Annotated in this window: 11 protein-coding genes and 3 rRNA genes; 2 read left to right on the top strand and 12 right to left on the bottom strand. The window is 64.7% G+C overall.

The features are described from left to right. Window positions 1-82 precede the first annotated feature (82 nt). The 9 genes from xerD to MNR00_RS06200 all read right to left on the bottom strand — a co-directional run bounded on the left by xerD (window position 83) and on the right by MNR00_RS06200 (window position 8,703). Complete coding sequence (gene xerD, locus MNR00_RS06240; RefSeq protein ID WP_241928293.1) at window positions 83-985, bottom strand: site-specific tyrosine recombinase XerD; 903 nt, start codon at window positions 983-985, stop codon at window positions 83-85. Window positions 986-988: 3 nt separating this feature from the next. Further along, on the bottom strand, window positions 989-1,579 hold the full coding sequence (locus MNR00_RS06235; RefSeq protein ID WP_241928292.1) for an NUDIX hydrolase: 591 nt from the start codon (window positions 1,577-1,579) through the stop codon (window positions 989-991). After that, window positions 1,572-3,269: a CTP synthase gene (locus MNR00_RS06230; protein WP_241928773.1), complete on the bottom strand. Its 1,698-nt coding sequence runs from the start codon at window positions 3,267-3,269 to the stop codon at window positions 1,572-1,574. Before MNR00_RS06230 ends, MNR00_RS06235 begins: the two co-directional genes overlap by 8 nt. Window positions 3,270-3,286: 17 nt before the next feature. Further along, window positions 3,287-4,975 (bottom strand): DNA repair protein RecN, encoded by a 1,689-nt coding sequence (gene recN, locus MNR00_RS06225; RefSeq protein WP_241928291.1) that lies wholly within the window; start codon window positions 4,973-4,975, stop codon window positions 3,287-3,289. After that, window positions 4,972-5,877 (bottom strand): NAD kinase, encoded by a 906-nt coding sequence (locus MNR00_RS06220; RefSeq protein ID WP_241928290.1) that lies wholly within the window; start codon window positions 5,875-5,877, stop codon window positions 4,972-4,974. Before MNR00_RS06220 ends, recN begins: the two co-directional genes overlap by 4 nt. Next, window positions 5,874-6,671: a TlyA family RNA methyltransferase gene (locus tag MNR00_RS06215; RefSeq protein ID WP_241928289.1), complete on the bottom strand. Its 798-nt coding sequence runs from the start codon at window positions 6,669-6,671 to the stop codon at window positions 5,874-5,876. The genes MNR00_RS06220 and MNR00_RS06215 overlap by 4 nt, the downstream gene beginning before the upstream one ends. Beyond that, window positions 6,668-6,844: a hypothetical protein gene (locus MNR00_RS06210; protein WP_241928288.1), complete on the bottom strand. Its 177-nt coding sequence runs from the start codon at window positions 6,842-6,844 to the stop codon at window positions 6,668-6,670. Before MNR00_RS06210 ends, MNR00_RS06215 begins: the two co-directional genes overlap by 4 nt. Window positions 6,845-6,922: 78 nt before the next feature. Next, window positions 6,923-7,960 carry an HAD-IIA family hydrolase gene (locus MNR00_RS06205; protein WP_241928287.1) on the bottom strand — a complete coding sequence of 346 codons (1,038 nt, stop codon included), beginning with the start codon at window positions 7,958-7,960 and terminating at the stop codon, window positions 6,923-6,925. Continuing rightward, window positions 7,960-8,703 carry a hypothetical protein gene (locus tag MNR00_RS06200; RefSeq protein ID WP_241928286.1) on the bottom strand — a complete coding sequence of 248 codons (744 nt, stop codon included), beginning with the start codon at window positions 8,701-8,703 and terminating at the stop codon, window positions 7,960-7,962. The genes MNR00_RS06205 and MNR00_RS06200 overlap by 1 nt, the downstream gene beginning before the upstream one ends. A 9-nt stretch (window positions 8,704-8,712) precedes the next feature. Here MNR00_RS06200 and MNR00_RS06195 point away from each other — a divergent pair, with 9 nt between their 5' ends. Next, window positions 8,713-10,338: a hypothetical protein gene (locus MNR00_RS06195; RefSeq protein WP_241928285.1), complete on the top strand. Its 1,626-nt coding sequence runs from the start codon at window positions 8,713-8,715 to the stop codon at window positions 10,336-10,338. Between the two features lie 75 nt (window positions 10,339-10,413). Here MNR00_RS06195 and rrf read toward each other — a convergent pair. The 3 genes from rrf to MNR00_RS06180 all read right to left on the bottom strand — a co-directional run bounded on the left by rrf (window position 10,414) and on the right by MNR00_RS06180 (window position 15,642). After that, window positions 10,414-10,530: ribosomal RNA gene (gene rrf, locus MNR00_RS06190) — 5S ribosomal RNA — on the bottom strand. A 107-nt stretch (window positions 10,531-10,637) separates the two neighbouring features. Beyond that, window positions 10,638-13,744 (bottom strand): 23S ribosomal RNA (locus tag MNR00_RS06185). 369 nt (window positions 13,745-14,113) lie between these two features. Continuing rightward, window positions 14,114-15,642 (bottom strand): 16S ribosomal RNA (locus MNR00_RS06180). Together the 16S, 23S and 5S rRNA genes form the textbook arrangement of a ribosomal RNA operon. Before the next feature lie 556 nt (window positions 15,643-16,198). Between MNR00_RS06180 and MNR00_RS06175 the strand changes: the two genes are divergently transcribed. Continuing rightward, on the top strand, window positions 16,199-16,615 hold the full coding sequence (locus MNR00_RS06175; RefSeq protein ID WP_241928284.1) for a hypothetical protein: 417 nt from the start codon (window positions 16,199-16,201) through the stop codon (window positions 16,613-16,615). The last annotated feature ends 2 nt before the right edge of the window (window positions 16,616-16,617 follow it).

Here is a 16,617-nt window from a genome sequence, read left to right as displayed (position 1 = left end):
TTGTAGCGGCACGCTGCGTGCGGGGTTGCCCGGCGCGCGGCAGGCGCCGGTCAGTGGGCCGTCAGCGGGCGCTCAACAGCGCTCAGCGGGCTCGAGGATGCGAGGTGGCGTAGATGTCGCGCAGGGTGTCGACCGACACGTGCGTGTAGATCTGCGTCGTGGCCACCGACGCGTGCCCCAGCAGCTCCTGCACGACGCGCACGTCGGCACCGCCCTGCAGCAGGTGCGTCGCGAACGAGTGCCGCAGCGTGTGCGGTGAGACATCCACGGTGATCTGGACCTTCTCTGCGGCCTCTCTGATCACCAGCCAGGCGCTCTGCCGTGACAGCGGGGCGCCTCGGGCGCCGAGGAACAGCGTCGCGGTGGCCCTCCCCTTGGCCGCCAGCCCTGGCCGCACGCGGGTGAGATACGCGTCGACGGCGGCACGGGCGTACGAACCCACCGGCACGATGCGCTCCTTGTCGCCCTTGCCGCGCAGCCGCAGCACATCGCCGTAGGAGAGGTCGTCCACATCCAGCGAGACGACCTCCGAGACGCGGGCGCCGGTGGCGTAGAGCAGCTCGAGCAGTGCGCGATCGCGGATGCCGATGGGCTCGTCGGCAGACGGCGCGGCCAGCAATCGCTCCACCTGATCGATCGTCAGGGCCTTCGGCAGTCGCTGCGGGGTCTTCGGCGGACGCAGCCGTGCCGACGGGTCGTCCTGCTCGATGCCCTCCCTCACGAGGAATCGGTGCCAGCCGCGCACGGCCGACTGCAGACGGGCGAGGCTCGTCGCAGCTGGAGGCGGTTCGGCGCCGGACCGCTCGGCGATGAACTCCGTCACGGTGGTCGCGGTGACAGCATCCGTCGTCAGGATCCCGCGCGCATCGAGCCACGCGAGATACCCGTTCAGGTCGCGGCGGTACGCGGCGATGGTGTGCTCCGACAGGCCGCGCTCGATCGTCACGTGCCGCAGATACTCGTCCAGCGCCCGACCGAGCTGCATGTGTCAGCCCTGTTCGAGAAGGCCCTGGGCGCGCAGGCGCCGTTCCGCCGCGAGCACGCCGATCGAGAGGATGCCGTTGTGCATGCGGCCGGCGAGCACAGCATCCGCCGCCTCGCTCAGCGGCACCCACTCGACGCGGATGTCGGCCTCTTCGTCCTCGCGAGCATGCGCGGTCTCCGCGGGCGAGAGGCCGGTGGCGAGGAAGACGTGGATCATCTCGTCGTTGCCGCCCGGTGTCGTCCACGACGACACCAGGTGCTCCCAGTGCGCGGCGGTGACGTCGGCCTCTTCGGCGAGCTCTCGCTGCGCGGCGAGGAGAGGCTCCTCCCCCGGCACGTCGAGCAGTCCCGCCGGCAGCTCCCAGTCGCGGTGGCGGATCGGATGCCGGTACTGCTGGATCAGCAGGACGCGGTCCTGATCGTCGAGCGCGACGATCGCGACCGCACCGGTGTGCGCGACGTACTGGCGCACGATCTCGCCGTCGCCATAGGCCACCCGGTCGGACCGCACGTCCCACACCCGGCCCTGGTAGACGAGGTCGCTGTCGATGACCTTGGGCTGGAACGGCTCGTCGCGCAACACCTGATCAGTCATCTTCGCTGAACAGCTCGCTGGCGCGGTGCCGCTCGATGGCGGCCCCGACCAGTCCGCGGAACAGCGGGTGCGGTGCCGTCGGGCGCGAGCGCAGCTCGGGGTGCGCCTGGGTGGCGATGTAGAACGGGTGCACATCGGTCGGCAGCTCGACGTACTCGACGAGATCGAGGTCGGGGTTCAGTCCGGAGAACACCAAGCCTGCATCCGAAAGGCGCGCGCGGTAGGCGTTGTTGACCTCGTAGCGGTGCCGGTGACGCTCGGATGCCGTCGCCGAGCCGTACAGCTCACGAGCAAGGGATCCCTCTGCCAGCGCGGCCTCGTACAGGCCGAGGCGCATGGTGCCGCCGAGGTCTCCGCCTTCGAGGATCTCGACCTGCTCCGCCATCGTCGCGATGACGGGCTCGGGGGTCTCGGGGTCGAACTCTGTCGACGAGGCGCCGGTGATGCCGGCGACGTGGCGGGCGTACTCGACGACCATCATCTGCAGACCGAGGCACAGGCCGAGGGCCGGGATGCCCTGCTCACGGGCGAAGCGCAGTGCACCGACCTTGCCCTCGATGCCGCGGATGCCGAACCCACCTGGCACGCAGATCGCGTCGAGGTCGCCGAGGGCCTTGGCTGCGCCCTCCGGCGTCTCGCACGAGTCCGACGGCACCCAGCGGACGCCTACCTTCGTCTCCTGCGCGAAACCGCCGGCCTTGAGCGCTTCCGTCACCGACAGGTAGGCATCAGGCAGGTCGATGTACTTGCCGACCAGACCGATGGTGACCTCGTGCTTGGGGTTGTGCACGGCGTGCAGCACCTGGTTCCAGCGGGTCCAGTCGACCTCGCCGGCCTTCTGGTCAAGGCCGAGGCGGCGGATGATGTACGAGTCGAGACCCTGCTCGTTCAGCGTCGACGGGATGTCGTAGATGCTGGGCAGGTCGACGGTGTTGATGACGCCCTCGTTGTCGACGTCGCACATCAGCGCGATCTTGTTGCGGTTGCTGACGCTCACCGGACGGTCGCTGCGCAGCACCAGCGCGTCCGGCTGGATGCCGACCTGACGGAGGGCGGCGACCGAGTGCTGCGTCGGCTTGGTCTTCTGCTCGCCGGAGGCGCCCATGAACGGCACCAGCGAAACGTGCACGAAGAACACGCTGTCGCGGCCGAGCTCGTGGCGCAGCTGACGCGCGGCCTCGAGGAACGGCTGCGACTCGATGTCACCGACCGTGCCGCCGACCTCGGTGATGATGACGTCGGGGCGGGGCTCTTCGGTGGCCTGCAGGCGCATGCGGCGCTTGATCTCGTCGGTGATGTGCGGGATGACCTGCACGGTGGCGCCGAGGTAGTCGCCGCGGCGCTCACGCGCGATCACCTGCGAGTAGATCTGGCCGGTGGTGACGTTGGCCGACTGCGTCAGGTTGATGTCGAGGAAGCGCTCGTAGTGGCCGATGTCGAGGTCGGTCTCGGCGCCGTCATCGGTGACGAAGACCTCGCCGTGCTCGAACGGGTTCATGGTGCCTGGGTCCACGTTCAGATACGGGTCCAGCTTCTGCATGACCACGCGCAGACCGCGCGCAGTGAGCAGGTTTCCGAGGCTGGCGGCGGTGAGTCCCTTACCCAAAGACGAAACGACACCGCCTGTCACGAAGATGTGCTTCGTGGTGGATGTGGTGTCGTTCTCGGGTCCCGCTGCAGAAGAGTTCATCACGGGCTTCGATCCTATCAGTTCGTGCTGGTGCCGAGGCTGAGCAGCTCTCGGGCGTGGCTGAGTGCGGCGTCGGAATCAGCGAGCCCGGAGAGCAGTCTGGCCATCTCGGCCTCGCGTTCCTCCCCCGACAGCCGCGACACGCTGGATGCGGTCACTGCCCCGTCGTTGGACTTCACGACCGAGAGGTGATTGGTCGCGAAGGCCGCGACCTGAGCGAGGTGGGTGACCGCGATCACCTGCGACGTGCGAGCCAGCTGCGCCAGCCTGCGGCCGACCTCGATCGCAGCGGCGCCGCCGATCCCGGCATCCACCTCGTCGAAGACGAACGTCGGCACAGGATCAGTGCCGGCGATGACCACCTCGATCGCGAGCATCACGCGCGACAGCTCACCGCCCGACGCACCGCGCGAGACCGAGCGCGGCTCGGCACCCGGGTGCGGCGCGAGCAGCAGGGCGACGTCGTCGCGGCCGTGGCTGGACTCCGCTCCTGGCGACACCCTGACCTCGAAGCGGGCATCGGGCATCGCGAGGGCGTGCAGCTCTTCCGTCACGGCTTCGGAGAGCCGGCCGGCGGCCTCGGTGCGCGTCGCGGTCAGCTCATCTGCTGCCGAGTCGAGCTCGCCGCGGGCGCGCTCGGCCTCGGCGGTGAGCCGTTCGATGCGGTCACCGTCGTCGTCGAGTTCGGCCAGACGCAGCGAACCTGTGCGCCAGATCTCCAGCGCCGCGTCGAGCGATCCGTGCTGACGGATGAGCCCGCCGATCGCGGCGCGGCGCTCCTCGACCGCGGCGAGTTCGTGCGGGCCGGATTCGTCGAGGTCGGCCAGGTAGCCGGACAGCTGCAGCGCGAGGTCGGCAGCGCGATAGCCGAGGTCGGTGAGGGTCTCCGCGATCCCAGCCAGCTGAGGGTCCGCGCCGCGCTCCAGGGAACGGCGGGCTTCGGCCAGCAGGCCGGACACGTCGGGCTCGTCGTCTTCGCTGGAGAGCGCGGAGCGGGCGACGGATGCTGCCAGGCGCAGCTCCTCGGCGTTCGCCAGCCGCTCGGCGCGCTCGTTCAGCGCGACGTCCTCACCGGCATCCGGCTCGAGCTGTTCGATCTCGGCGAGCTGCTCGCGCAGCTGGGCGGCTTCCGCGGCACGACGGTCACGGTTCTCGGTGAGTTCGGTGATCTCGGCATCCAACTCGCGCCATGCGCGGAAGCACTCCGAGTATCGCGTCACGGCGTCGCCGATGCGCTGCCCACCGAAGCGGTCGAGGGCGTCGCGCTGCGCGACGGCCGAGCGCAGCCGCAGCTGCTCTGACTGCCCGTGCACGACGACGAGTTCCTCGGCGAGGGCGGCGAGCACGGCGGCGGGCGCCGGGCGGCCGCCGACACTGGCGCGACTGCGACCCTCGGCGCTGAGCGTGCGCGAGACGTACAATTCGGCGGCGTCGCCCGCCGGTTCGAGTTCGCCGCCGGCGTCGGTGACGATGTCGGCGACGGCTCCGGTCTTCGGCACCATCCAGACCCCGGCGACGGATGCCTGTGCCGCGCCTGCCCGGATCGCTGAAGTGTCGGCGCGGGCGCCGAGCAGCAGGCCGAGCCCCGTGACGACCATGGTCTTGCCTGCGCCCGTCTCGCCGGTGACGGCGGTGAATCCGGGGCCCAGTGGCAGCACGGCATCGTCGATGACGCCGAGTCCGCGGATGCGCATCTCGTCGATCATGAGGCGCCCCGCCAGCCGGCGACGGGCAGTTGGAACTTGCGCACCAGACGGTTGGTGAAGGCGGTGGGATGCAGTCGTGCGAGCCGCACGGGCTGTGCGGAGCGGCGCACGACGACGCGGGCTCCGCGGGGCAGGTCGTGCGAGCGGCGCCCGTCGCACCACAGGATGCCCATGCCGTCGGTGCGATCGAGCATCTCGATGGCGACGGACGCCTCAGGTCCCACCACCAGAGGCTTCGCGAACAGCGCGTGCGCCGACAGCGGCACCACGGCGATCGCCTCGACGGTGGGCCAGATCACCGGACCGCCGGCAGAGAAGTTGTAGGCCGTGGACCCGGTGGGAGTGGACACGACCATGCCATCGCAGCCGAAGCTCGACAGCGGACGGCCATCGATCTCGATGACCACCTCGATCATCCGCTCACGACTGGCCTTCTCGACCGTGGCCTCGTTGAGCGCCCATGTCTCGTAGACGACCGAGCCATCGGCATCCTTCACGCGCACAGACAGCGCGAGACGCTCCTCGACCTCGTAGTCGCGGTCGATGACGCGGCGCACGGCGGCATCCATGTCATCCCGGTCGATCTCGGCGAGGAACCCGACATGGCCCATGTTGATGCCGAGCACCGGGGCGCCGGACTCTCGCACCAGTTCGGCGGCACGCAGGATCGTGCCGTCGCCGCCGAGCACGATGGCCAGCTCGAGGTCGTCTTCGGCGACGTCGTGACCAAGCAGCGCGACGTCGGCGAAGCGCGGGTCGACCTCGGCCAGTTCTGCACGGTCGGGGCTCGCGAGCACGGGGGTCGCTCCGGCGTCGCGCAGCGCGTCGATGACGCGCAGAGCCGCGGCGACGGTGTCCTCCCGCTGGGCGTGGGCGACGACCAGGATGCGGCGCTCGTTCATCGTCCTCCTGCCACGTGTGCGATCTGGTCCGTCCATTCTGACGGATCCGTGCCACGGCCGGGTGCCAGGTGCACCAGGTACTCGGCGTTGCCGTGCGTGCCGAGCAGCGGTGACGGCAGGATGCCGAGGGTGCCCAGTCCGGAGTCGTGGGCGCGCCACAGGATGCGTTCGACGGCATCGATGCGTGCGACGGGGCTGGTGACCAGACCGCCCTTGACGGCGGTGCGGCCCACCTCGAACTGCGGCTTGACCAGCAGCAGGATGTCGGAGTGCGGTGCGGCGGTCTCGGCGACGGCAGGCAGGACGAGCGCGAGCGAGATGAATGACAGGTCGCCGACGACGAGGTCGGGCCTTGTGGCCTCGCCGGTGGCCTCGGACAGCGTGCGCGCCGTCATGTGGCGGACGTTGAATCCTTCGACCGCGACGACGGCGGGGTCGGATGCCAGTTGCGGGGCCAGCTGATCGTGACCGACGTCGACTGCGAGCACGCGGCGCGCGCCGCGCTCCAGCAGCACCTGGGTGAAGCCGCCGGTGGACGCGCCCATGTCGAGCGCGAGGCGCCCTTCGACCGGCACGCCGAACCCGTCGAGTGCGGCGATCAGCTTGTGGGCGCCGCGGCTGACGTAGTGGTCTCCGCCGTCGACCGCGATCACGGTGGCGTCTGTGACCGGGGTGGAGGGCTTGATGACCGCACGGCCGTCGACGCTCACGAGTCCGTCGGCGATCAGGATCGCGGCGTGGGTGCGCGACCGAGCGAGGCCACGCGCCGCGAGGGCCGCATCGAGCCGGGTCATCGCGGACCAGGGGCCGCGTCGCGGGCATCGCCGCGCGGGGCGCTCTCGAGACGCTTCATCAGTTCATCGTGCAGTGAGCCGTACGCTTCGGCCCGATCGGCGAGCGGCTGGCCCTCGATCAGACGCAGGCGACTCCAGAGCGCGTCAGTCGGCTCGTCTCGCGGATGCTCCATCCGACCACTGTATCCCGGGGTCGTGCGCACCGAGCGGCGACGCCCGGGGTCTGTGGAAAGGCGCGCGTTCGAAAGCGGTCAGGGCCGGTGGAACGGGTCTGCGTACAGCAGCTCGGGAACCCGAAAGGCGTAGATCGCCCGGCCGGTCGCCCAGATCGCGGCGGCACCGGCGCGGAGCAGATCGATCTGGGCGTCGCCCTCCGCGAGGATCTGCACGTCAGCATCCACCACCTGCACCGACGCGCCGTTCACCGTGAACACGCCGTCCTGCTCGGACGTGACCGGATACGACTCATGCAGGTCGCGCAGGTCGGCGAGGATGTAGTCGGGACGCGAGCCCTGTGGGGCGGCCAGCACGTGCTTCGGGCGGTCGATGCCGGTCAGCACCAGCGCCGAATCGATGCCGGCGCTGACCGAGCCGGCGATATCGGTGTCGAGCCGATCGCCGAGGAACAGCGGGCGCTGCGCTTCGAAGCGGGCCACGGCCTCTTCGAAGATCGGCTTCTCGGGCTTGCCGGCCACGGTGGAGAGCCGCCCGATCGCGGTGTGCACCGCGGAGACGAGCGTGCCGTTTCCGGGGGCGACGCCGCGCTCGCGAGGGATCGTCCAGTCGGTGTTGGTCGAGATCCAGGGAATCCCGCCCTCTTCCTCCGGCAGCTTCAGCGCGAAGGCGGCCTCGGCGAGGTCCGTCCACGCGACTTCGGGTGCGAAGCCCTGCACGACAGCTGCGGGGGAATCCTCTGCGCTGCGGGTGACCGTGTAGCCGGCCTTCTCCGCCTCGACGACGAGCCCCTCTCCCCCGACGATCAGGATCGTCGCTGGAGCCGGCACCATGGTGGTGAGCAGTCGCATCGCCGCCTGCGGGCTGGTGACGACGTCATCGGGCGCAACGCTCAGACCGAGGTCCGTGAGGTGTGCGGCGACATCGGCATCAGTGCGCGAAGCGTTGTTGGTGATGTAGCCCAACCGCATCGACTCGCCGGCGCGGTTGAGGTTCTCGATCGCGTACGGCAGTGCACTGGGGCCCGCATACACGACGCCGTCGAGGTCGGCGAGCAGAGCGTCGCGGTCAGTCAGCGGGGTGGATGCCTGCTTCGCGCGGCGGAACAGTGCCATCAGCGCTCGGTGTCCTCGGTGTCCTGAGAGTTCTGAGGGTTCTGGTCCTGCTCGGAGTCGTCGGCGTTGTCAGTGGCGTCGGAGTTGTCGGCGTCGTCAGCGTCGGCGTTGTCGGCGTCAGCGTCGTCGGCGTCGTCATCGTCAGCGTCGTCAGGGTCAGACTCGTCGTCAGCGTCAGCGTCAGCGTCCGCGTCAGCGTCCGCGTCATCAGACTCGTCATCGTACGTCTCGTAGTCCTCGACGAGCCCGTCTTCGACGTAGATCTCATCGAACTGACCGTCGAGGCCGAGAGCAGATGCCGCGACATCAGCACGCTGAGCCCAGAATGCGGCTTCCTCGGCGCGGCCGAGGTCGTCGAGCACCGCGGAGCGAGCCGCGAACAGCGCGGGGCTCCACTCGAAGGCGCGATCGGGGTCGAGCTCCGGGATCTCGAGCTCGCCGAGAGCCAGCTCGGTCTCGCCTCGGTCGAGGCGTGCACCGGACATGGCGATCGCCAGTGCCACACGAACGGCGGGCTCGAGCGCTGCGCGATCGACAGTACGGCCCTCCTCGAGGGCGCGATCCGGGCGGCCGACGCCGCGCTCGCTGTCCACGATCAGTGCGATCTGGTCGTCCTTGCCGGAGATGCGGCGGTATGTGCGCAGCTCCCGCAGCGCCAGCGAGAAGTCCTCGACGGCGTAGGCAGTGATCGCGAGCGTCTCACGCACGACAGCGACACGGCCGGCACGACGAGACGCAGCCAAGGCGTGCTCGTGAGCTCGTTCGGGCTCGTCGTCGATGAGCTGCGCGACCATGGCGAGGTGACGAGCCACCTGCTCGGCGTTCTCCTTGCTGAGGGTCTTCAGCTCGTTGCGTGCGGCTGGGTGAAGGTCACGTGCGGTGATCTCCTCGGGCAGCGGCGGCTCAGGGACGCGCTCACGCACCGGTGCGAACTCGTTGAACGTGCGCTCGACGCCGCCACGCGGGCGATCCCGGTAGGACGGCCGCTCGCCGCCACCGCGCTCGTCCCGGTTGCGGTCGCCGTAGGAGCGACGCTCGCCACCCTGATCGCGGTCACCATAGGAGCGACGCTCACCCTGCGGACGGTCGCCGTAGGAGCGGCGCTCTCCGCCCTGGTTGCGGTCGTTGTACGGACGACGCTCACCAGAGTGATTCCGGTCACCGGCCGGGCGGTCTCCGCGGTACGGGCGGTCCCCCTGGGGACGGTCACCGTACGAGCGGCGCTCGCCACCCTGGTTCCGGTCGTTGTAGGGGCGACGCTCGCCCTGGGCACGATCGCCCTGCGGACGATCGCCATAGGGACGACGTTCTCCACCCTGGTTCCGGTCGTTGTACGGGCGACGTTCGCCCTGCGGACGATCGCCATAGGGACGACGGTCACCGGACTGGTTGCGGTCGCCTTGCGGGCGGTCACCATAGGGGCGACGCTCGCCACCCTGGTTCCGATCACCATAAGGGCGACGGTCACCAGACTGCTGGCGATCACCCTGCGGGCGGTCACCATAGGGACGACGCTCGCCACCCTGGTTCCGATCACCATAAGGGCGACGGTCACCAGACTGCTGGCGATCACCCTGCGGGCGGTCACCATAGGAGCGACGCTCGCCACCCTGATTGCGGTCGCCATACGGGCGACGCTCACCGGACTGGTTGCGGTCGCCCTGCGGGCGGTCACCACGGTGCGGACGATCGCCCTGCGGACGGTCACCATAGGAGCGACGCTCGCCACCCTGATTGCGGTCGCCATACGGGCGACGCTCACCGGACTGGTTGCGGTCGCCCTGCGGGCGGTCACCACGGTGCGGACGATCGCCCTGCGGACGGTCACCATAGGAGCGACGCTCGCCACCCTGGCTACGGTCACCATAGGAGCGACGGTCACCACCCTGGTTCCGATCGCCGTATGGCCGGCGGTCACCGGACTGGTTGCGGTCACCATACGGGCGACGCTCACTGGACTGGTTGCGGTCGTCCTGCGGGCGGTCACCACGGTACGGACGATCGCCCTGGGGACGGTCACCATAGGAGCGACGCTCGCCACCCTGGCTACGGTCACCATAGGGGCGACGCTCGCCAGACTGGTTACGATCACCCTGCGGGCGGTCGCCATAGGAGCGACGCTCGCCGCCCTGGTTCCGATCGCCGTATGGCCGGCGGTCACCGGACTGGCTGCGGTCACCGTACGAACGGCGCTCGCCACCCTGGTTCCGGTCCCCGTATGGACGCCGTTCACCAGAGCGGTCACCCGAGGGGCGCTGGTTGTCGTCGCGTCGCTGGCCACGCGACGAAGAGTCACTGTAGCGCGGCTTGCGGTCGGAGCCCGAACGTCCCTTGTGCGCGCCGTCGCCGTCGTTCCGGCGGTCTCGCTGCTCATCTGACATTCTGACTCCCTGTTGATGCTGTAAAACGCAAAATGGCCACCCAGCTTTGGGTGGCCATTTTACTTAGAAGAAGTCCGGCGGTGTCCTACTCTCCCACAGGGTCCCCCCTGCAGTACCATCGGCGCTGTGAGGCTTAGCTTCCGGGTTCGGAATGTGACCGGGCGTTTCCCTCACGCTATGGCCGCCGTAACACTATTGACATGTATCGGCAACACACACGTTAGTGATGTGTTGTTTGGTTCCGACCGTACGTCGAGAACCACAAAGTGGACGCGTTCATCTCGCAGAAAGAGAGTGTTATCAAGTCATCGGCTTATTAGTACCAGTCAGCTGCATGCGTTGCCGCACTTCCACATCTGGCCTATCAACCCAGTCGTCTGGCTGGGAGCCTCTCCACCCGAAGGTGATGGAAGTCTCATCTTGAGGCCGGCTTCCCGCTTAGATGCTTTCAGCGGTTATCCATCCCGAACGTAGCTAACCAGCGGTGCTCCTGGCGGAACAACTGGCACACCAGAGGTTCGTCCAACCCGGTCCTCTCGTACTAGGGTCAGATCCTCTCAAACTTCCTACGCGCGCAGCGGATAGGGACCGAACTGTCTCACGACGTTCTAAACCCAGCTCGCGTACCGCTTTAATGGGCGAACAGCCCAACCCTTGGGACCTACTCCAGCCCCAGGATGCGACGAGCCGACATCGAGGTGCCAAACCATGCCGTCGATATGGACTCTTGGGCAAGATCAGCCTGTTATCCCCGAGGTACCTTTTATCCGTTGAGCGACAGCGCTTCCACAAGCCACTGCCGGATCACTAGTCCCGACTTTCGTCCCTGCTCGACCTGTCAGTCTCACAGTCAAGCTCCCTTGTGCACTTACACTCGCCACCTGATTACCAACCAGGTTGAGGGAACCTTTGGGCGCCTCCGTTACTTTTTGGGAGGCAACCGCCCCAGTTAAACTACCCACCAGGCACTGTCCCTGAACCGGATCACGGTTCGAAGTTAGATATCCAATATGACCAGAGTGGTATTTCAACAATGACTCCACCATAACTGGCGTCATGGCTTCAAAGTCTCCCACCTATCCTACACAAGCCACACCGAACACCAATACCAAGCTGTAGTAAAGGTCACGGGGTCTTTCCGTCCTGCTGCGCGTAACGAGCATCTTTACTCGTAATGCAATTTCGCCGAGTTCGCGGTTGAGACAGTTGGGAAGTCGTTACGCCATTCGTGCAGGTCGGAACTTACCCGACAAGGAATTTCGCTACCTTAGGATGGTTATAGTTACCACCGCCGTTTACTGGGGCTTAAATTCTCAGCTTCGCCTTGCGGCTAACCGGTCCTCTTAACCTTCCAGCACCGGGCAGGCGTCAGTCCGTATACATCGACTTGCGTCTTCGCACGGACCTGTGTTTTTAGTAAACAGTCGCTACCCACTAGTCTCTGCGGCCACCACACCCTTTCCCGCGCAAGGCGGTATAAGCGGATGGCCCCCCTTCTCCCGAAGTTACGGGGGCATTTTGCCGAGTTCCTTAACCACGATTCTCTCGATCTCCTTGGTATTCTCTACCTGACCACCTGAGTCGGTTTGGGGTACGGGCGGCTTGAACCTCGCGTCGATGCTTTTCTTGGCAGCATAGGATCACCCACTTTTCATTCGCATCGTGTCTCAGCCTACGTGAACGGCGGATTTGCCTACCGTTCGGCCTACGCACTTGCACCAGGACAACCATCGCCTGGCTGGGCTACCTTCCTGCGTCACACCTGTTAATACGCTAACCGCACCAGAATGGGGTCGTACGCTAGGCCTCACGCCATCACCCGAAGGATCCGGTCATGAGGATTCAGATACTTAGCACTACTGGATTAGCTTGGGCGGTTCTTCGCCGGTACGGGAATATCAACCCGTTGTCCATCGACTACGCCTGTCGGCCTCGCCTTAGGTCCCGACTTACCCAGGGAAGATTAGCTTGACCCTGGAACCCTTGGTCTTCCGGAGGACGTGTTTCTCACACGTCTTTCGCTACTCATGCCTGCATTCTCACTCGTGTAGCGTCCACGGCTGGTTCACACCGCCGCTTCACTCGCCACACGACGCTCTCCTACCCATCAACACGGCTGGACCACGAAGGCCTACCAAAAATGTCAATGCCACAACTTCGGTGGCGTGCTTGAGCCCCGTTACATTGTCGGCGCGGAATCACTTGACCAGTGAGCTATTACGCACTCTTTCAAGGGTGGCTGCTTCTAAGCCAACCTCCTGGTTGTCTAAGCAACTCCACATCCTTTTCCACTTAGCACGCGCTTTGGGACCTTAGATGGTGGTCTGGGTTGTTTCCCTCTCGACTATGAAGCTTATCCCCCACAGTCTCACTGCTGCGCTCTCACTTACCGGCATTCGGAGTTTGGCTGACGTCAGTAACCTGTTGAGGCCCATCGGCCATCCAGTAGCTCTACCTCCGGCAAGAAACACGCAACGCTGCACCTAAATGCATTTCGGAGAGAACCAGCTATCACGAAGTTTGATTGGCCTTTCACCCCTATCCACAGCTCATCCCCTCAGTTTTCAACCTAAGTGGGTTCGGCCCTCCACACGCTCTTACACGTGCTTCAGCCTGGCCATGGATAGATCACTTCGCTTCGGGTCTAGGACATGCGACTGAATCGCCCTATTCAGACTCGCTTTCGCTACGGCTACCCCACACGGGTTAACCTCGCCACATATCACTAACTCGCAGGCTCATTCTTCAAAAGGCACGCTGTCACCCCTACTAAGGAGGCTCCAACGGTTTGTAAGCAAACGGTTTCAGGTACTATTTCACTCCCCTCCCGGGGTACTTTTCACCTTTCCCTCACGGTACTTGTCCGCTATCGGTCATCTGGGAGTATTTAGGCTTATCAGGTGGTCCTGACAGATTCACACGGGATTTCTCGGGCCCCGTGCTACTTGGGATACTCTTCACGCTGCGAGCGGCATTTCAACTACGGGGCTGGCACCCACTATGGCTGGCCTTTCAAGACCATTCGTCTATACCGTCACATCACGTCGAACACTCGGCAGAGTGTCCAGAAAAGTCCCGCAACCCCGGGCATGCAACGCCTGCCGGCTATCACACACACCCGGTTTAGCCTCATCCGCTTTCGCTCGCCACTACTCACGGAATCACATGTTGTTTTCTCTTCCTGTGGGTACTGAGATGTTTCACTTCCCCACGTTCCCTCTACCCGCCCTATATATTCAGGCGGGAGTCACCAGGTCGCACAAACGCCTGGCGGGGTTTCCCCATTCGGACACCCTCGGATCAAAGTGTGCTTATCCACTCCCCGAGGCTTATCGCAGATTGCTACGTCCTTCTTCGGCTCCAGATGCCAAGGCATCCACCGTTTGCTCTTAAAGACTTGAAATCACATGAGATGGATCAACGCCAGGAAAAGCGTTGACCCGGTATTTCTTTAAGATGCTCGCGTCCACTGTGTAGTTCTCAAAGTACGGGCGGTCCCCCAACCCCGCAGCCAAACAAGGCAAACGACGAAAGGGGCCATGAGGTTCAGAACGACCCAACTTCCCGAAAGAAGCAAGCCGGCCCGGTCCCTCAGGACCCAACAGCGTGCAGCTGCCCCGCTCACCAACCCCACCGTTCCAGATCCGAAGACCGTACTAAATGAAGCCAGACGCGCTGACAGCATGTCAAATGTTCCACCCATGAGCTACCAGCAGAAACATTCGTTCTGATCTGGTGCCTGGACACCCAAGGGGTGCCAGATGCTCCTTAGAAAGGAGGTGATCCAGCCGCACCTTCCGGTACGGCTACCTTGTTACGACTTAGTCCTAATTACCGATCCCACCTTCGACAGCTCCCTCCCACAAGGGGTTAGGCCACCGGCTTCAGGTGTTACCGACTTTCATGACTTGACGGGCGGTGTGTACAAGACCCGGGAACGTATTCACCGCAGCGTTGCTGATCTGCGATTACTAGCGACTCCGACTTCATGAGGTCGAGTTGCAGACCTCAATCCGAACTGGGACCGGCTTTTTGGGATTCGCTCCACCTTACGGTATCGCAGCCCATTGTACCGGCCATTGTAGCATGCGTGAAGCCCAAGACATAAGGGGCATGATGATTTGACGTCATCCCCACCTTCCTCCGAGTTGACCCCGGCAGTATCCCATGAGTTCCCACCATTACGTGCTGGCAACATAGAACGAGGGTTGCGCTCGTTGCGGGACTTAACCCAACATCTCACGACACGAGCTGACGACAACCATGCACCACCTGTTCACGAGTGTCCAAAGAGTTGACCATTTCTGGCCCGTTCTCGTGTATGTCAAGCCTTGGTAAGGTTCTTCGCGTTGCATCGAATTAATCCGCATGCTCCGCCGCTTGTGCGGGTCCCCGTCAATTCCTTTGAGTTTTAGCCTTGCGGCCGTACTCCCCAGGCGGGGAACTTAATGCGTTAGCTGCGTCACGGAATCCGTGGAAAGGACCCCACAACTAGTTCCCAACGTTTACGGGGTGGACTACCAGGGTATCTAAGCCTGTTTGCTCCCCACCCTTTCGCTCCTCAGCGTCAGTTACGGCCCAGAGATCTGCCTTCGCCATCGGTGTTCCTCCTGATATCTGCGCATTCCACCGCTACACCAGGAATTCCAATCTCCCCTACCGCACTCTAGTCTGCCCGTACCCACTGCAAGCCCGAGGTTGAGCCTCGGAATTTCACAGCAGACGCGACAGACCGCCTACGAGCTCTTTACGCCCAATAATTCCGGATAACGCTTGCACCCTACGTATTACCGCGGCTGCTGGCACGTAGTTAGCCGGTGCTTTTTCTGCAGGTACCGTCACTTTCGCTTCTTCCCTGCTAAAAGAGGTTTACAACCCGAAGGCCGTCATCCCTCACGCGGCGTTGCTGCATCAGGCTTCCGCCCATTGTGCAATATTCCCCACTGCTGCCTCCCGTAGGAGTCTGGGCCGTGTCTCAGTCCCAGTGTGGCCGGTCACCCTCTCAGGCCGGCTACCCGTCGACGCCTTGGTGAGCCATTACCTCACCAACAAGCTGATAGGCCGCGAGCCCATCCCCAACCGAAAAATCTTTCCAAACGGTAACCATGCGGTTCCGTCTCGTATCCAGTATTAGACGCCGTTTCCAGCGCTTATCCCAGAGTCAGGGGCAGGTTGCTCACGTGTTACTCACCCGTTCGCCACTAATCCCCCAGAAGCAAGCTCCCAGGTTCATCGTTCGACTTGCATGTGTTAAGCACGCCGCCAGCGTTCATCCTGAGCCAGGATCAAACTCTCCGTAAAAAACGAATGCATACCAACCCACCGGAAAAAGGCGAGAAGGCAGCGAGTTCAATCATGACCAAAATGGTTCAATCATTGCTGACATCATCCATACGCCAGACCAAAAAGGCCTGGACTTTGATCCAAAGGAATCTCACCCCAACAAAAGTTGGAGTCGAGGTTATTTGGCATTTGACAAGTGCACGCTGTTGAGTTCTCAAGGATCGGACGCACCCGCACACCCACCAACAAAGGCAAGAAGCGCAGGGCAACTTCACAATCATACCGGACGTTCCGGGGGCTGTTGACCAGCCAGGCCGGAGCCGGAACCTCTACCCTACACCAACGTTGCCGCCGGTGGAAGAAGAAGAGGAGTTGTTCACCGCTTGAGGGGAGCCAGGCCTTCCGGCCTTCCGCTCTACCCTGTGGGGCGAACAAGTAACAAGTTACGCGGATCCCGGGGATCCGGCAAATCACCCCGTCATCCCGGGCGTGTCGTAAGGCTCTCTGTGGGCCTTCTGCGCTGGTCAGGCACGGTTTCCTGCGCGGGAGGCGCCGGAAGCGTACGATCGCGACCATGTACCCCCTCCCCGATCGTCGTCTTTCACCACGCGACAGCGCGACGCACGCAGCCGAGGTCTTCGGTCGCGATGCCGTCGTCGAGTGGGCGGAGGAACTGCTCGCCGGCAGGGCTGGTGACATGGATCGGCGCTATCCGGACATCGCGTGGTTGCGCGGCACACCCGGTTGGCCGTCGTACTGGGTGCGGGTGTGGGGAGCCCGCGCGCTGCTGCACCTCGGGCCGGCTCGCCCGCAGGTCGTGCTCGGAGCCACGGGCGACGAGGAGTGGCGTGTGCGCGAGATGGCGCTGAAGGTGATCGCCGCGCATCGACTCGACGATCCGGACGGCGTGGTCGACGGCCTGGTGGATGATCCGGTCGAGCGCGTGCGTGCGCAGGCATGGCGTGCGCTCGGCAGAGTGGGATCCTCATGATC

It is taken from the genome of Microbacterium sp. H1-D42 (genome assembly GCF_022637555.1).
In the GTDB taxonomy this organism is placed as follows: domain Bacteria; phylum Actinomycetota; class Actinomycetes; order Actinomycetales; family Microbacteriaceae; genus Microbacterium.
The sequence above is the reverse complement of the archived record's forward strand: the minus strand, read 5'-3'. Positions and strand labels throughout refer to the sequence as shown.